This window comes from Apibacter muscae, assembly GCF_007845635.1.
Taxonomy (GTDB): domain Bacteria; phylum Bacteroidota; class Bacteroidia; order Flavobacteriales; family Weeksellaceae; genus Apibacter; species Apibacter muscae.
Genome location: NZ_SELG01000027.1, coordinates 1 through 17,084 on the forward strand (window position 1 = coordinate 1; position 17,084 = coordinate 17,084).

Below are 17,084 nucleotides of genomic sequence, written 5' to 3' on the forward strand. Positions count from 1 at the left end.
CTGTAGTATTCTGCGCGAATACAGTCGATGCTATCATACTAGCCGCTACTGTAACTAACAAATTGAACTTTTTCATATATAAAATCTAATTTTTATCTGCAAAGTAACGTTATTCCCAAATAAAAGACAAACAAATATTAATATTTCTTTACCAATCTATTAATATTTCTTTGAGTTTCTCTTTCTTTTATTGTTTCTCTTTTGTCGTATATTTTTTTACCTTTAGCTAAATATATTTCTATTTTTGCTAATCCTTTATTATTTAAATATAAACGTGTAGGAACAATAGTTAACCCTGATTCTTTTGTTTTTCTTAAAAGTTTGTTAATTTCTTTTTTATTCAACAGCAATTTCCGTTCCCTTTTTATTGAATGATTGTATATGTTACCAAAAAAATATTCATCTATAGTCATATTTATTACATATAACTCATCATTTATAAATTGACAGAAACTTTCAGCTATACTGGCTTTACCTAATCTTAAAGACTTTATCTCTGTTCCTTTTAATACTAGCCCCGCCTCATATTTATCTAACAATTCATAATTGAATCGTGCCTTTCTATTTAATATATTTACTCTGTTCTCAAATTTCATAATCAGACTTTTTCTTATTACTTTTGTACAAATTTATTAAAAGTATATGCTTACAGTATCAAACTTGTCTTTACAATTTGGAAAAAGGGTTCTCTTTGATGAAGTAAATATAAAATTTACTAAGGGAAATTGTTATGGAATTATCGGCGCTAATGGGGCTGGAAAATCTACTTTTTTGAAAATCCTCTCTGGAGATATTGATCCAACTACCGGGCATGTAACTCTTGAAACTGATAAAAGAATGTCTGTCTTAGAGCAAGATCACTTTGCTTACGATTCATATTCTGTCTTAGAGACTGTCATGAGAGGAAACCAAAAGCTTTTTCAAATTAAAGAAGAAATGGATGCTTTGTATGCCAAGCCTGACTTTTCGGATGAAGACGGCGTTAAAGCTGGTGAATTAGGAGTTATCTTTGAGGAAATGGGGGGATGGAATGCTGAAGCGGATGCTGGTACTTTACTATCCAACTTGGGTATTAAAGATGATCTTCATTATAAAATGATGTCTGAACTTGAAAATGTAGATAAAGTTCGTGTGTTACTAGCACAGGCATTATTTGGAAGTCCTGATGTGTTAATTCTTGATGAACCTACCAATGATCTTGATATCGATACTATCTCATGGCTTGAGGACTTTTTAGCTGAATATGAGAATACTGTAATTGTTGTATCGCACGATAGACACTTTCTTGATGCTGTTTGTACTCACACTTGTGATCTTGATTTCAGTAAATTAAATCTGTATACAGGTAATTATTCATTCTGGTATCAAGCCAGTCAATTAGCTACTAGACAACGTGCTCAACAAAATAAAAAAGCTGAGGAAAAGAAGAAAGAACTTCAAGAGTTTATCTCTAGATTTAGTTCAAATGTCGCAAAGGCAAAACAAGCAACTGCGAGAAAAAAAATGTTAGAAAAGTTGAATGTTGAAGATATTAAGCCTTCTTCTAGAAGATACCCAGCTATAATTTTTGAACAGGAAAGAGAAGCAGGAGATCAGATCTTGGAAGTTAAAGGGCTAGAAAAAACTAAGGATAGCGAACTGCTTTTTAGTAATATTGATTTAAATCTTAAAAAGGGAGATAAAATTGCTGTCCTTTCTAAAAACTCATTAGCTATTAATGAATTTTTTCAAATTATATCCGGGGAGGTTGATGCAGATAAAGGTACTTATACATGGGGAGTAACAACTAAACAAAGTTATTTACCTTTAGATAATACAAAATATTTCCAAACGGATGATAATTTGGTTGATTGGCTTAGACAATATGTAAATACAGATGAAGAAAGACATGAAGAATATATCAGAGGATTTTTAGGTAAAATGCTTTTTAGTGGTGATGAAGCTTTAAAATCTTGTAAAGTTCTTTCTGGAGGGGAGAAAATGCGTTGCATGTTTTCTAGAATGATGTTGTTTAGAGCTAATGTTTTAATGCTCGATGAACCTACCAACCATTTGGATTTGGAAAGCATTACAGCGCTAAATAACTCTTTGGTTAATTTTAAAGGGACTCTTTTACTTTCATCGCATGATCATGAATTAGTTTCAACAGTTTGTAATCGTATTATTGAACTTACTCCTAAGGGAATTATTGACCGTTACATGACTTACGACGAGTATTTAAATGACCCTAAAGTAAAAGAATTAAAAGCTCAATATTATAGTTAAAATCTTTAAATTTTGGCTAAAAAAACCTTCCAAATTTGGAAGGTTTTTTATTTATTTTTTATTATTAGGCTTAGGGATTTTTTCTGGCTTTCAAAGGCTAATTCTTCTAATTTAATTTCATCTAAAGACTTCCAAACAAATCCTTTTAATTCCAATGAATCAAAATCTGTAATTTCTAGTTTATCATCCCTATACAAATAAAATAAATCAATGGTATTGTACAATATTTCTTTGTATAAATAGGTATTCGGATTGGAATTTAGATACTTCAATTTTGATTCATCAATAGAAATATTCAATTCTTCATTTAATTCTCTCTTACAAGCATTTTCAGCCGTTTCCTTTGGATCGATAAATCCTCCAGGCAAATCCAACATCCCTGCTTGAGGATTTTTATTTCTAACTGTAAATAAAATTTTATCTTTATTTTGAATAATCACTGCTACCGCCCCTGCAACATTATGATAATATTCAAAATTACAGCTAGAACATGTAATTTTGCTTTCATTCTCGATTCTTAACTTAGGTTTTTTACAATTGGGGCAATATTGGAAGCTTGATTTCATAAATGCTTGTTTTTTTACATTCAAATTTAGCATTTTCTATTGTATCACTATTTTTAAATCATAATTTTTTTTCAAAGTATTATTTCTTTTATATAGTTAATTACATTTACTATTATTAGTTATTTAATATAATTGGAATTATTTTTGAGAAATTATCTAAACAAAATTTAAAATTGAAATAATTATGGCAACTGTTACTTTAAAGGGTAGTGAGGTTCATACTTCTGGTGATTTACCTAAAGTGGGGGATAAAGCTCCTGATTTTACATTGGTTTCTTCTGATTTGTCTGAAAAAAAATTATCAGATTTCGTTGGAAAGAAAATTGTTCTAAATATTTTTCCTAGTATTGATACAGGTACTTGTGCTATGTCTGTTCGCACCTTTAACAAAGATGCATCTAGTTTAGATAATACTGTGGTATTGTGTATCTCTAAAGACTTACCATTTGCCCAATCTCGATTTTGTGCTGCAGAAGGTTTAAATGGAGTAATTAATTTATCTGCATTTCGTTCTGATTTTGGAAAGGATTACGGTCTTGAATTTACTGATGGCCCTTTAAAAGGTCTTTTAAGTAGGGTCGTAATTGTTTTGGATGAAGCTGGTAAAATCATTTACCAAGAACAAGTTTCAGAAATTTCTCAAGAACCTAATTATGAAAAGGCGATTGCTTCTTTAAAGTAAGATAATTTAAATAAAAAGCCGTTTATTTTAAGTAAATGGCTTTTATATTTTCTGTTTTTTTTAAAATGTAAGGGAAGCTTTTTTTCTTAAGTCTTTTAGGTATTCTTTTTTTTCGTCTCTATAAAATAGATTCATATTTTCAAAAGGAATTATTTTTCCGTCTTTATTTACTATATGAACACAGGATTTTTTTACTGCTCGCACATCAAAGTCATAGGCATCCATAAAATTCATGATGATAATTCTAAATAGATTTTCATATTTTAATCCTGGTGCTGAAATTTGTGGCAAACAACATAGTAATTGATTAAATTCTCCTTCTGCTTTATCTACTGATATCCCAGTACTAAAAATCTTAATTAATTTATCCCGCATTACTTCACTCTGCTCATATATAATTGTATTCTGGGTTTCTGTATTCAATAATTCTTTAGGATCTATGTAACGGGTAAGTGGAAATTTTTCTCCCCCTAATTTTAATACATAACCCATAGCCAAAGCATCCGGATTACAGGGAACAGGAATTATATCATTGGGCTGAAAAACATCGGTTTGAGTTAAAATATTACTTCGAACCTCTGTAAGCGTTAATCTGTTTTTTAATGATTCCGGTGTATTTCTTCCTGCTATTTGAACGGGCTGAAAGGTTACTCCTCGCACACATTTTTGTTTAAGGGCAAAGTCAATAATTTTACCTGCTTCATCATCATTTAAACCTTTTTCCATGGTAACCACTAAGGTGGTACTTAGATTTAGTTCATTTAGTTTTTTCAGGGCTTTTTCCCTAACTTCGGTTAAATCTTTCCCTCTCATCTTTTGAAGCACTTCTGGTTTAAAAGAGTCAAACTGAAGATAAATTTCAAAATCTGGCATATAGGTAGCTAACTTTTCCGCAAATCCTGGATCTTGTGCTATTCTTATCCCATTGGTATTTAACATAAGATGTTTAATGGGTTTGCTTTTGGCTATATCTAAAATTTTGAAAAATTCAGGATGTATGGTAGGTTCTCCTCCACTAATTTGAAGAACATCGGGTTCTCCTTCATTCTCTACCATTATATTTAACATCTTTTCTACTTCTTCAACAGTTCTATGATTTCCATAATGAGGGGAAGACATGGCATAACAGGTAGGGCAAGTTAAATTACAACGATCGGTGATTTCTATAATGCTTAAACAACTATGTTGTTCATGATCGGTACATAATCCACAATCATAGGGACACCCATACTCAATAGGTGTATTAAATTTTAGGGGCATCTCTGATGCCTTGTTATAATTTCGAATATTTTTGTAATAATCTATATCTGTGGCTAGTAATACTTTATGTGTTCCATGTTCCGGACATTTTTTTATCATGTATACATTTTCTTTTTCAAAGACTATTTTAGCTCCTATCCTTTTTAAACAAGTAGGACATAGACTAATGGTATAGTCATAATAAGTATATTTTCTAACAGGATTTGCCATAATAATTTTCTATAATATAGTTAATTTATAAAGAAAAAATTGCGCTACAGAGTAGACTTGAAAGTAATAATGATATTCCTACGGCTAGTAATGCATATAAAGTTATTTTTAATTCCCCTTTATATGTTCTCTTTCGTAGAATTTTAATTAATATGATTAGGCATGTAGATATCAATACTAAAATAGCTATGAATATTATCAAAAACAACAAAAATACAAGCGATGATATTGTCCCTCGAACATCCATTGTTTTACATTACTAAAATTTATTTTTGATGTACATTACCTTAACCACCCACATAAAATACTGGTAAGGAGTAAAGATACCCCTGATAATAACAAACTTATAAGAGTAATCTTCAACCAAGTTTGTTTGGCTTTATTGCCTATTTCTGATAATACCATGGTAATAAGTCCACAGATAATAAATAAAACAAAAAAAGCAATCATGGCATAAAAAAATACAATTCCTAAATCATTCATTAATGCAACTAATTTTTAAGGTTCAAAATAAAGCGGTTATAATATAAAAATCCTATTAAACAGGCTATTTGAATACTTCCTAATCCTAAAAAATATCTCCAACCTGGCTTTATAAAATCTAGTAAAAAGCGAAAAAGTAGATAGAAAATCATGAATAATTTAAATAAATCTCCACTTTTTAATTCATATTTTTTCTGTATTTGTCTCAGAATAATCCAAATTGCAATTAGGTAAATAATTTCATATAAAGTTACCGGATGCCTGTATATATGATCTCCTAAGTCCATTCCCCAAGGTAAGCTAGTAGGAATGCCATAAGTTTCTTCATAAATACCTGCAGAAAAACAGCCTAAGCGTCCTATAATCATAGCTAAAAGCAATGGATAAACAAATAAATCACCGGTACTTCTTTTTTCTTTTACTATTTTTTTTGCTAATTCTACACCTATTAAACCTCCCAACAAACCTCCTACTAGGGTTTTATTTGTTAAAAAGAAAAGTACCGGATATTGAGTTTCTCTCCATTTTGGAACATTTTCCATAGCACCCAGAACATGTGAACCAAAATATGCTCCAAATGTGGCTCCTATTAAAATAATTAAAACAGAAATAATATCCATCTTTTCTACCTTCTGTTTTTTTCGAAGATACCAATAATATCGAGATCCTAAAAATATTCCTAAGGATTCAAAGATTGTATGATATAAAATGGGGTAACCAAAAATAGTAGTTGAGACAGGAAATTCAAACATAGTAAACAAAACGGTTTAATTTATTTATTTATTTTCTTTCTATCTTTATTTTTATTTATATAACAAAAAACACCGGATATACCGGTGCCCATTTATTTTTAAAATTTTATTATTTATTTTTTGCTTCGTTTTGTTTAATTAGGTTTAATGCTGAACCAGCTTTAAACCATTCAATTTGTCCTTGATTATAAGTATGATTGGTTGTAATTATATCTTTACCTCCATCTGAATGAATCAATTCAATATTGATTGATCTGCCTGGAGAGAATTGGTCTAAATCTAAGAAATTGATAACATCGTCTTCCTTAATTTTATCATAATCTTCTGGATTAACAAAGGTTAATGCTAACATCCCTTGTTTTTTTAAATTGGTTTCATGAATTCTAGCAAATGATTTTACTAATACTACACGAACTCCTAAGTGTCGGGGTTGCATTGCAGCATGTTCTCTAGAAGATCCTTCGCCGTAATTGTTGTCTCCTACAATGATCGTAGATATACCTTCTGATTTATATTTTCTTGCTGAATCTGGAACCGATAAGTATTCACCACTTATTTCATTTTTAACTTTATTGGCTTCCATATTAAAGGCATTAATAGCTCCTATTAATGTATTATTAGATATATTATCTAAATGTCCTCTAAAACGTAACCATGGTCCTGCCATTGAAATGTGATCCGTCGTACACTTTCCATAAGCTTTAATTAGTAATCTGGCTCCTGTAATATTTTTCCCGTCCCAAGCTGGAAAGCTTTCAAGCAATTGCAATCTTTCTGAAGTTGGCTCAACTTCTATTTTCACCTCAGAACCGTCTTGGGCTGGCGCTTGATATCCCGGGTCATCAACCTCAAAACCTTTAGGTGGAAGTTCGTTTCCTTCGGGTGCATTTAGCATAACTTCTTCACCTTTTTCATTTAATAATTTATCTTTTCTAGGATCAAAGGTTAAATCTCCTGCAATGGCTATAGCTGTAATTAATTCAGGCGAACCTACAAATGCATAGGTATTAGGGTTACCGTCAGATCTTTTGGCAAAATTTCTATTGAAAGAGTGAACTATGGTATTCTTTTCTTGTTTATCTGCTCCTTCTCTGGCCCACTGTCCAATACATGGTCCACAAGCATTAGCAAAGACTTTACCACCAATTTTTTCAAATGTTTCTAAATAACCATCTCTTTCTACGGTGTAGCGTACCATCTCTGAACCTGGAGTAACGGTATATTCAGCTTTGGATTTAATCCCTTTTTCAACGGCTTGTTTTGCTATAGATGCTGCTCTAGATATATCTTCGTACGATGAATTTGTACAAGACCCTATTAAACCTACCTCAACTTTTAAAGGCCAACCATTCTTTTCTGCTACTTCTTTCATTTTAGAAATTGGTGTTGCTATATCTGGTGAAAATGGTCCGTTAAGATGTGGCTCTAAAATATTTAAGTCAATTTCAATCACTTGATCAAAATATTGTTCTGGATTTGCATATACTTCTTGATCTGCTCGAAGATCTTCTTTTATATTATCTGCCAAGGTAACCAATTCCGATCTGCCTGTGGCTATCAAATAATCAGCGGCATTTTTATCATACGCAAATAAAGAGGTTGTAGCTCCAATCTCTGCCCCCATGTTACAGATAGTTCCCTTACCTGTGGCTGATAATGATTCTGCTCCTTCTCCAAAATATTCAACTATACATCCAGTTCCACCTTTAACCGTCAACAAACCTGCTACCTGCAAAATGATATCTTTAGCAGATGTCCATCCATTTAATTTACCTTTCAATTTAATACCAATTAGCTTAGGGAATTTTAACTCCCAAGGCATACCTGCCATTACGTCTACCGCATCAGCACCTCCCACTCCTATAGCAATCATTCCTAAGCCTCCAGCTGTTGGTGTATGTGAATCCGTCCCTATCATCATTCCTCCTGGAAATGCATAATTCTCAAATAGTACTTGATGTATTATTCCTGCACCAGGCTTCCAAAATCCGATTCCGTATTTATTGGAAACTGATGCTAAAAAATTATAAACTTCATTGTTCTTATTTATTGCTTCTTGTAAGTCCTTATCCGCTCCTATTCTTGCTTGTACTAAGTGATCTGCATGTACAGTACTAGGAACTGCTACATTTTTTTTACCGGCTTGCATAAATTGCAACAATGCCATTTGTGCGGTTGCATCTTGCATAGCAACCCTATCTGGCGCAAAATCCACATAAGATTCTCCTCTACTAAAGGCTTCTTGTGGTTCACCTGAATATAAATGAGAATATAAGACTTTCTCTGTATACGTCAATGGTTTTCCTAAAATTTTTCTTGCTTTTTCAACTCTTGATTGATAACGGCTGTACACCGCTTTAATCATATCTATATCAAATATCATATCTTGAATTATTTGTGTTTAATTGGAACTAATTTACAATTTAAATTCATCCTTTTATATTCATTTATTAAAAATAAAATTAATTTGTAATCATTCTAAATAATTGAATGTCACTATATATAGATTTTATATTTCTAATTTTTTTAGCTCTATTTTAAATTTAATTTAATTTTTAATATTAGATTTTAGCTTGCTTTTATAAATTAAATAATAGTAATTTTGTTAAAATTAAGTTTATGAAGATCCTTATAACTGGAAGTGCAGGATTTATTGGTTACCATCTAACTAAAGTTTTAGCGATTAGAAAAGATGAAATTTTTGGTTTAGATTCTTTGAATGACTATTATGATGTAAACCTAAAATATGGAAGGTTAGAAGATTTAGGAATTCACAGATCTAATATTTCTTACAATAAAATAAATAAAAGTAGCTGTCTATCTAATATATCTTTTATACAATTAAATTTAGAGGATAAGGAAAATTTAGATTTACTTTTTAAACAAGAACAATTTGACTATGTTATTCATTTAGCTGCTCAAGCTGGTGTTCGTTATTCATTAGTAAATCCACATGCCTATATTGATTCTAATATCATCGGTTTTATTAATATTTTGGAATGCTGCAGAAATTACAAAATAAAACATTTAACTTATGCAAGTAGCTCAAGTGTATACGGCTTAAATGGGAAACAGCCCTTTTCAACTCAGGACAATGTAGACCATCCGGTAAGTTTATATGCTGCAAGTAAAAAAAGCAATGAACTAATGGCTCATACTTATAGCCACTTATTTAATTTACCTACAACTGGTCTTCGTTTTTTTACTGTTTACGGCCCTTGGGGAAGACCAGATATGGCTTTATTTTTATTTACCAAAGCAATTATAGAGAATCAACCTATCGATGTATACAATTTTGGTAATATGCATCGAGACTTTACTTATATTTCTGATATTGTAGAGGGGATTGTTAAGGTTAATGATCATCCTTCTAAGGGAAATGAATTATGGAATTGTAAGAAACCCGATCCATCTTATTCCACAGCTCCTTATAAAGTTTATAACATTGGAAATAGCAAACCAATCAAACTTTTATATTTTATTGAATGCATAGAGAAAGAGCTTGGAAAAGAAGCTTTAAAAAATTTATTACCTATACAACCTGGTGATGTTCCTTCTACTTATGCTGATATTTCGGATTTAGTTAGAGATTTTAATTATAAACCTAAAGTTTCTGTTGAAGAGGGTGTTAAGAATTTTATTACATGGTATAACGATTTTTATAAAGCTAAATAAATGGATTTTAATCCAAATAAAATAAACATCACTATTATCGGCTTAGGTTATGTAGGCATGCCTTTGGCTTTAGAATTTTCAAAAAAATATAAAGTTATTGGATTTGATATTTCTTGTAAACGTATAAACGAACTAAAGGAATGTAGGGACATTACTTTAGAAGTTTCTGTTGAAGAATTATCTAAGGTTATAATAACAGATATTGAGGATCTGAAAAATAAAAATGGATTCTATCCTACAAATAATATTGAAGAAATTAAAAATTCAACTATCTATATAGTGACTGTTCCTACGCCTATAGATGTTTATAATAAGCCTGATTTGACCCCCCTAATATCTGCTAGTTCAACGGTTGGAAGTGTAATTAAAAAAGGAGATATTGTCATTTATGAATCTACTACCTATCCTGGATGTACAGAGGATGATTGCATTCCTATTATTGAAAAAATTTCTGGATTAAAATACAACATTGATTTTTTTGCTGGTTATTCTCCTGAAAGGATTAATCCTTCGGACAAGATAAATACTTTGACTAAAATTAAAAAAATCACTTCTGGTTCTAGCCCTAAAATCGCTGAATTTGTAAATTATTTATATTCATCAATTATAACTGCTGGTACTTACAAAGCATCCTGTATTAAGGTTGCGGAAGCTGCAAAAGCTATTGAAAATGCACAACGTGATATCAATATTGCTTTCGTAAATGAACTTGCTAAAATATTTAATTTACTAAATATAGATACGACTGAGGTTTTAGAAGCTGCAGGTACTAAATGGAATTTTTTGCCTTTTAAACCTGGATTGGTCGGTGGACATTGTATTGGTGTAGACCCCTATTATTTAGCCCAAAAAGCGATTGAAGTAGGTTACCATTCTGAAATTATATTGGCGGGCAGAAAGCTTAATGATAGCATGGGAGAATATATTGCTTCTACTGTTATAAAGTTAATGATAAAGAAGCAAATTCATATTTATAATTCTTCTGTATTAATTTTAGGAATTACCTTTAAAGAAAACTGTCCGGATGTTAGAAATACTAAGGTTATTGATATTATCAGATATTTACAAGATTATAGTATTAATATTTCTGTTTATGATCCTTTAGCTAATGCAGAAGAAGTGAAAAATAAATATAATATCGATGTATTTAATAAAATCCCTGATCATACTAATAATTTTGATGCAGCAATTTTAGCTGTTGCTCATAATGAATTTAAAACATTCAATATTAAAAAATTTTTAAATAAAGATTCTGTCATTTATGATTGCAAATCTTTTTTGGAAAAGGATATTGTGGATTCTAGACTTTAAATTTTTAAATATATATCATGCCTTTATCTAATCAATCTTTACCTTTAATTACTGTATCTATCCCTATTTACAATTGTGAAAAATATATTGAACGATGTATAAGTTCTGTATTAAATCAAACCTATCCGAATATAGAAATTATTCTTGTTAATGATAAAAGCAGTGATGGTAGCTTAGAAATTATTAAACAAATACAAGAGAAACACCCTGAATCAATAGAAATAATTAATTTTATCGAAAATAAAGGTCCCTCTGCTGCTAGAAATGCAGGAATTGATAGAGCAAATGGTGAATATCTTTTTTTTATAGACTCTGATGATGAAATAACTGAAACCTGTATTGAGAAACTGTATGTTAAAAGTATAGAAACTGGGGCGACCATATCAATGGGTAAATCTTTAGCAAAAAATACTTTTAAGAGGACTGAATATGAAATTTTCCCTTTTAAAAAAGATCTTAACTATTTAGAAGGAAATGATATTATACTTAAAAATTTTTGTGAAGGTAACTGGTCTATTACTTGTTGGAATAAGCTAGTTAAACTTGATTTTTTAAAAAAAAATCAATTATATTTTGTAGAAGGAATTTTTTCACAAGATGAACTTTGGTCTTTTCATTGTGCTCTAGAATTAGATAGTATTACTTTTTTAGATGAATATACTTACTATTATTATTTACATGGTGAATCTATTATCTTCAATAAGACAAAACGGAATTTTGAAAACCATCAAACCATAGTAGAATATTTTACAAAAGCTTATTACGAACAAAATAGTATTCGTAAAAAATATATTTTAAATCATATTATAAAGTTTAAGGAAATTACCCTAACGATGCAATATCAAATAATGGGTAGGGATATTAAATATTGGAAGATAAATTATTCTCGGTTAAAAAAATCTCCTTCTTTATCTGTAGTTGATTATTTTTCTAACTCCTTCTCTAAGGATATGAAAAAGAAAAATATTTTCCAGAACTTACCTTCTTCCCTTGGCTATAAGCTTTACAAATGGAGGATTGAACGAACTTGATTATTTATAAATATTCTTTTATCTCTTGAATAGAAATGTGCTTTATCATTAATAAAATTATCCACATTCTTTCTACATAATTTTTGTTGTCACTCCAGACTAATTCTTTATATGCTCTTTTTAATATATCTCGTCTTTGATCTTTGGTAAAATAACTAAAATAATTTTTAATTATATATTTTTTTGTTAGATACATTGCTTTCGTTTTCTCCTTCATTCCAATATTTTTATTCCCTGATATACTTGATTTAGACATTCTAAAGTATACTACTGCATCATTTATGGAATATATGTCTCCACACTCTGAAAATTCAATCCAAGCCAAATTATCACTACCAAATGCCAATGGAAAATTTTTAAATCCATATTTTAAATATTTTTCTCTGGAAAATATATATTCAATAAGTGAACTTCTTGTTTCTCCTTTTATTTTTCGAACATATGCAGATGTTGACAACTCTTTTGTAGGATGTTCGTATTTCTCTGATATTGGATTATCATTTTCATCGATTTCTATTGTAGAAAATTTAACTACAGAAATATTATCTTTCTGAATTTCTGGTAAACTTTTGTAAAACTCTTCTATACAGTTTTCACTTAATGTATCATCATCTCCTAGTATCATAATCCATGGTTCTTCATTAGATAATTGAATGCATCGATCCCACTGCTTAACTAAATCTATACCTCCTAAGTTATTATCAAATTTTTTATATATAATATTATTGTTTGTTGAAAATTTATCAATAATTAATTGGGGATCATCCGGACTATTGTCATTACCAATATAAACAGTAAATTCCTTATTAGTTTGCTTATTTAAAGACTGTAAAGTTCTTTCAAAGAAATCTATTTTATAGTATGGAATTATTATAGCTAATTTTTGCATGATTACTCTATCTTAATTTTCGAATTAGATAATAAATAAAAAAATTGGAAAATAATAATTGCATATATTTTTTTTGAATCTTTTTTGGGATTGAATAACTATATTTTTATTAATTGAGTCAAAAACTCTTTTAAATAAATCTCGTACATATTTTTTTTGAGTTTGTAATGATTTATTTTTCAGCTTATGCTCGTATAATTTTATATAACTATTCAGTTTATTCATAAAAAAGATCTCAAAATCTATATCTATATTTTTATACAATTCATTTTTTTTTATAAATTTTCTATTTAGTATTTCCGTTTCTAATGGAGTTATTGTTTTTAACGAAATTTTTGATGTGCATGAATCCTTATTTCTTACATAGTAATAAACTCCAGAATTAAAGCCAATAAAACCTGCATTGTGAATTAATCGTCTTCCAACATATTCATCATAATTTAACTATGGTTCTTTTTTATAATAAGAAAATGATTGAAAAACTTCTCTTTTATATAAACATCTAAAGGCATACTTAAATCTAATAACAGTAGCTTTAACTGCTTCCTTAGCGGTTAATATATTTTTAGGCTGTGGACGAGATTCTAATAAATCACCATCCTCATCCATAATTTTGACTTTAAATAAACTAATTCCCCAATCTGGATTTTGTTCCATAGAAACTACTGCTTGTTCAAAAGCATCTTCTCCTAACTTATCATCATGATCAAATGTTAGAATATATTTCCCCTTAACTACTTTTTGACCTGCAGCCAATGCATTATGAGCTCCTCCTTCATTATTTTTATTTATTATTATAATTCTATTATCTTCTTGTTGATACTTTTTTAATAAAGATAATGTTTCATCTTGAAATCCATCATTTACACAAATTATTTCTATCTTCTTATAAGTTTGTTTTTGTACTTCTTTTATTGCTGAGTGCACAAGATTTCCTGAATTATAAAAGGTTATTATAACGCTTACTAAAGGTATATCATCCATAATTTTATCTACATAAATATCATTTTATTAATACATCTAATAATGAAGTATTTAAAAATTTATACCTATACCATCTAAATAATGTTTTTTTCTTTTGGATATATGTAGTTTTTTTAAAAAAATCTATTTTAGAGTTTTTTATTTTGGACTTAAAAAAGTCTACATAATCAGATAATTCAGGTATAAAGCATGAATATTCTTGTGCTTTTTCTAATGCTGTTAATAAATATTTAATTTCTAATTCTATATCTTCTATCCCTTCTATATATTCTTTTATTGATTTTTCCTTATCCTTTTTTGATAGTAATTTACCTACTCCTATCTGTTGATTTTCATGAATCCTATATGCACCCAAAATTTTAGGAATAAATGTAATTTCATTTCTAATACCTAGTTTTAATGCTATTTGATAATCATGAATAAGCCTTTCATCTAAAGGTAAAATATGATTTACGATTTCTTTTTTTATTGCTAATGCAGCTCCTGTTAAAATATTATTATATTTTAAAATATATTCTACTAATTTATTTTTTTCAAATATAAAATCAAGAATATTTTTTTTTAATAAAATAGCATCCCATACTGTATCTTCTGATAACTCTCCTAATTTAATTAATTGAAGATTATGAAAACAAGCTCCTATATTAGGATGTTTTTCAAAGAAATTGATTACTTCTTTTATTTTATTAGGAAACCATATATCATCTTGATCTGATAAAAAAATTATATCTCCTGTACATAAACTAATTGCTTTTTCAAAATTTTTAATAACCTTTAAATTTTGATCATTTCTATATAGTTTTATTATATCTGGATATTTTTCTTTATATCTTTTTAGTATCTCAATTGTATTATCAATAGATCCGTCATCACATATTATTATTTCATTAGGTGATATAGTTTGAGCTAAAATACTTTCTATTTGTTCTGCTATATATTTAGCTCCATTATAGGTGCATAAAGCAACTGATGTTTTCATTTATGAAAATAAAAATTTTAAGAGAGATCTTCTGGAACCTGAGCCTACTCCTATATTAAATACAAATTTTATTTTATCTATAAAAGGAAGTTTTTCTTCTGATAACCTAAGATACCATTTCTTTCTTATAATATTATATTCCTTTCTTAATATAATATCACGATTTTTATGTTTTTTATATATTCTTATATTATCTAAAATCCACTCTATTTTTGATATGCGATTACTCAAACTATTTTCTCTAATTCTATACTTTACAGATATATATTCTGAATAAATAATTTTATATTTTTCTGCTATTCTCAACCACATATCAAAATCTTCATACTTTAATCTCTCATCAAAATAACCTATATCTAACAAAATATTCTTTTTAATCATAATTGACATTGCAGGTATAAAATTTCCTTTAAATAATTCCTGATATACATTACCTGTAAAAGGATTTGATAAATCACCCCTATATTTTGCAATAAAATTACCTTCAATAACATTAGAATTATCATCTATTAAATATGCATTTGAATATACCATCCCCACAGTATTATCTGTATTTTCCAAACAACAAACCTGCTTCTCAATTTTTTTCGATAACATAATATCATCTGTTGCTATTGATGAGATATATTTTCCTTTAGCTATTCCATACCCATCATTAATCGTCTTACAAACCCCTAAATTCTTAGCATGTTTTATTAATTTATAAGGTTTATTGTAATTCTTAAGCCATTTTTCAATTATATGTAAACTTTCATCTGTAGAGCAGTCATCTACAATAATTAATTCCGTATTTTGATATGTTTGATTAGCAATACTATCTAAAGTTTCTATAACATATTTTTCATTATTATAATTAATTGCTACTATTGAAACTAAAGGCTGATTCATTTCTAAAATTTATTAATAACCTCAACGATTTTTTCTAATTCCTTTTTTTCTAAAATAGAACTAATTGGTAAACTTAAAACTTGATTACTTAAACTCTCTGCTATTGGAAAACTCAGCATATTATATTGTGAGTATGCTACTTGTTTATGTGGCGGAATTGGGTAATGTATTAGAATTTGAATATTGTTATCTGTAAGATATTTTTGTAAATCATCTCTGCGCTTAGATTCTACAACAAATAAATGCCAAACATGTTGCTTGTTATGTTTACAATCTTCAATTGATGGTAATTCTATATTTGGATTATTTATATTCTTTAAATAATAATTTGCTACTTCTCTTCTTTTTTGGTTTTCTTTATCTATGTATTTTAATTTAATATTTAAAACTGCTGCTTGTATTTCATCTAAACGACTATTTAATCCTTGATATTTATTTACATATTTTTCCGCTGAACCATAGTTTGCTATTGCTCGAATAGTCTGAACTAATTCTTTGTCATTTGTTGTTACAGCTCCAGCATCTCCTATAGCTCCTAAATTTTTACCAGGGTAAAAACTAAATCCGGCAGCATCTCCTATAGCTCCTGATTTAATTCCTTGATATTCTGCACCTATAGCTTGAGCATTATCTTCTATAATTTTTAGTTTATATTTTTCAGCTAAATCTTTTAGTTCTTGAGAAAAGACAATTTGTCCATATAAATGAACAATCATAATTGCTTTTGTCTTTATAGTGATTTTTTCTTCTATTTTTGATATATCAATATTAAAAGTGTTTAAATCCGGTTCTACAAATACAGGCACTAAATTATTTTCGGTAATGGCTAGAACTGAAGCTATATAAGTATTTGAAGGCACAATAATCTCATCTCCATCTTTTATAGCTCCTAATTCTTTATATGCTCTCAAAATTAAACGAAGTGCGTCTAAACCATTAGCTACCCCTATGGCATTACTTACTCCTATATATTGAGCTAAGTTTTTTTCAAAATTATTTACTTCTTCCCCTAATAAATACCAACCGGAACGATAAACTTGAATTATTTTTTTTTCTATTTCTTGTTGATATTGTAAATTTATCTTTTGTAAGTCTAAAAATTTTATCAT

The 17,084-nt window shown here is 28.8% G+C and carries 16 protein-coding genes; 5 read left to right on the plus strand and 11 right to left on the minus strand.

Annotated elements, in window-relative coordinates; translation table 11 throughout:
• Positions 1-137: 137 nt before the first annotated feature.
• Positions 138-596 carry an SsrA-binding protein SmpB gene (gene smpB, locus ETU08_RS01505; protein ID WP_146261244.1) on the minus strand — a complete coding sequence of 153 codons (459 nt, stop codon included), beginning with the start codon at positions 594-596 and terminating at the stop codon, positions 138-140.
• A 46-nt stretch (positions 597-642) separates the two neighbouring features.
• On the opposite strand from smpB, the gene ETU08_RS01510 reads away from it, so the two are divergent.
• Complete coding sequence (locus tag ETU08_RS01510) at positions 643-2,265, plus strand: ABC-F family ATP-binding cassette domain-containing protein (RefSeq protein WP_146261245.1); 1,623 nt, start codon at positions 643-645, stop codon at positions 2,263-2,265.
• 47 nt (positions 2,266-2,312) lie between these two features.
• Here ETU08_RS01510 and ETU08_RS01515 read toward each other — a convergent pair whose 3' ends face one another.
• Positions 2,313-2,831, minus strand: coding sequence for an NUDIX domain-containing protein (locus ETU08_RS01515; protein ID WP_146261246.1), 519 nt, complete (start codon positions 2,829-2,831; stop codon positions 2,313-2,315).
• Positions 2,832-3,015: 184 nt separating this feature from the next.
• Between ETU08_RS01515 and tpx the strand changes: the two genes are divergently transcribed.
• Positions 3,016-3,513 carry a thiol peroxidase gene (tpx, locus tag ETU08_RS01520; protein ID WP_146261247.1) on the plus strand — a complete coding sequence of 166 codons (498 nt, stop codon included), beginning with the start codon at positions 3,016-3,018 and terminating at the stop codon, positions 3,511-3,513.
• A gap of 60 nt (positions 3,514-3,573) precedes the next feature.
• Here tpx and ETU08_RS01525 read toward each other — a convergent pair whose 3' ends face one another.
• The 4 genes from ETU08_RS01525 to ETU08_RS01540 form a co-directional block, all read right to left on the minus strand.
• Positions 3,574-4,983 carry a radical SAM protein gene (locus ETU08_RS01525; protein WP_146261248.1) on the minus strand — a complete coding sequence of 470 codons (1,410 nt, stop codon included), beginning with the start codon at positions 4,981-4,983 and terminating at the stop codon, positions 3,574-3,576.
• A 282-nt stretch (positions 4,984-5,265) separates the two neighbouring features.
• The gene (locus ETU08_RS01530; protein WP_146261249.1) at positions 5,266-5,466 is read right to left on the minus strand and encodes a hypothetical protein; all 201 of its coding nucleotides are present in this window, start codon (positions 5,464-5,466) and stop codon (positions 5,266-5,268) included.
• 8 nt (positions 5,467-5,474) lie between these two features.
• The gene (locus ETU08_RS01535; protein ID WP_146261250.1) at positions 5,475-6,218 is read right to left on the minus strand and encodes a prolipoprotein diacylglyceryl transferase family protein; all 744 of its coding nucleotides are present in this window, start codon (positions 6,216-6,218) and stop codon (positions 5,475-5,477) included.
• A gap of 109 nt (positions 6,219-6,327) precedes the next feature.
• The gene (locus tag ETU08_RS01540) at positions 6,328-8,601 is read right to left on the minus strand and encodes an aconitate hydratase (RefSeq protein WP_146261251.1); all 2,274 of its coding nucleotides are present in this window, start codon (positions 8,599-8,601) and stop codon (positions 6,328-6,330) included.
• A 236-nt stretch (positions 8,602-8,837) separates the two neighbouring features.
• Between ETU08_RS01540 and ETU08_RS01545 the strand changes: the two genes are divergently transcribed.
• Genes ETU08_RS01545 through ETU08_RS01555 form a run of 3 tightly spaced genes read left to right on the plus strand, consistent with a single transcriptional unit; the run spans position 8,838 to position 12,235 of the window.
• Positions 8,838-9,893, plus strand: coding sequence for an NAD-dependent epimerase (locus ETU08_RS01545; protein WP_146261252.1), 1,056 nt, complete (start codon positions 8,838-8,840; stop codon positions 9,891-9,893).
• Complete coding sequence (locus ETU08_RS01550; RefSeq protein ID WP_146261253.1) at positions 9,894-11,204, plus strand: nucleotide sugar dehydrogenase; 1,311 nt, start codon at positions 9,894-9,896, stop codon at positions 11,202-11,204.
• 17 nt (positions 11,205-11,221) lie between these two features.
• On the plus strand, positions 11,222-12,235 hold the full coding sequence (locus ETU08_RS01555) for a glycosyltransferase family 2 protein (RefSeq protein WP_146261254.1): 1,014 nt from the start codon (positions 11,222-11,224) through the stop codon (positions 12,233-12,235).
• A gap of 4 nt (positions 12,236-12,239) precedes the next feature.
• Here ETU08_RS01555 and ETU08_RS01560 read toward each other — a convergent pair whose 3' ends face one another.
• The 5 genes from ETU08_RS01560 to ETU08_RS01580 form a co-directional block, all read right to left on the minus strand.
• A complete protein-coding gene (locus tag ETU08_RS01560; RefSeq protein ID WP_146261255.1) occupies positions 12,240-13,124 on the minus strand; it encodes a glycosyltransferase family 2 protein in 885 nt (294 codons plus the stop codon).
• A gap of 444 nt (positions 13,125-13,568) precedes the next feature.
• Positions 13,569-14,108 (minus strand): glycosyltransferase family 2 protein, encoded by a 540-nt coding sequence (locus tag ETU08_RS01565; protein WP_146261256.1) that lies wholly within the window; start codon positions 14,106-14,108, stop codon positions 13,569-13,571.
• 19 nt (positions 14,109-14,127) lie between these two features.
• The gene (locus tag ETU08_RS01570) at positions 14,128-15,087 is read right to left on the minus strand and encodes a glycosyltransferase (RefSeq protein ID WP_146261257.1); all 960 of its coding nucleotides are present in this window, start codon (positions 15,085-15,087) and stop codon (positions 14,128-14,130) included.
• Positions 15,088-15,975 carry a glycosyltransferase family 2 protein gene (locus ETU08_RS01575; protein ID WP_146261258.1) on the minus strand — a complete coding sequence of 296 codons (888 nt, stop codon included), beginning with the start codon at positions 15,973-15,975 and terminating at the stop codon, positions 15,088-15,090. It lies immediately after the preceding gene.
• Positions 15,976-15,977: 2 nt separating this feature from the next.
• On the minus strand, positions 15,978-17,084 hold the full coding sequence (locus ETU08_RS01580; RefSeq protein ID WP_146261259.1) for a DegT/DnrJ/EryC1/StrS family aminotransferase: 1,107 nt from the start codon (positions 17,082-17,084) through the stop codon (positions 15,978-15,980).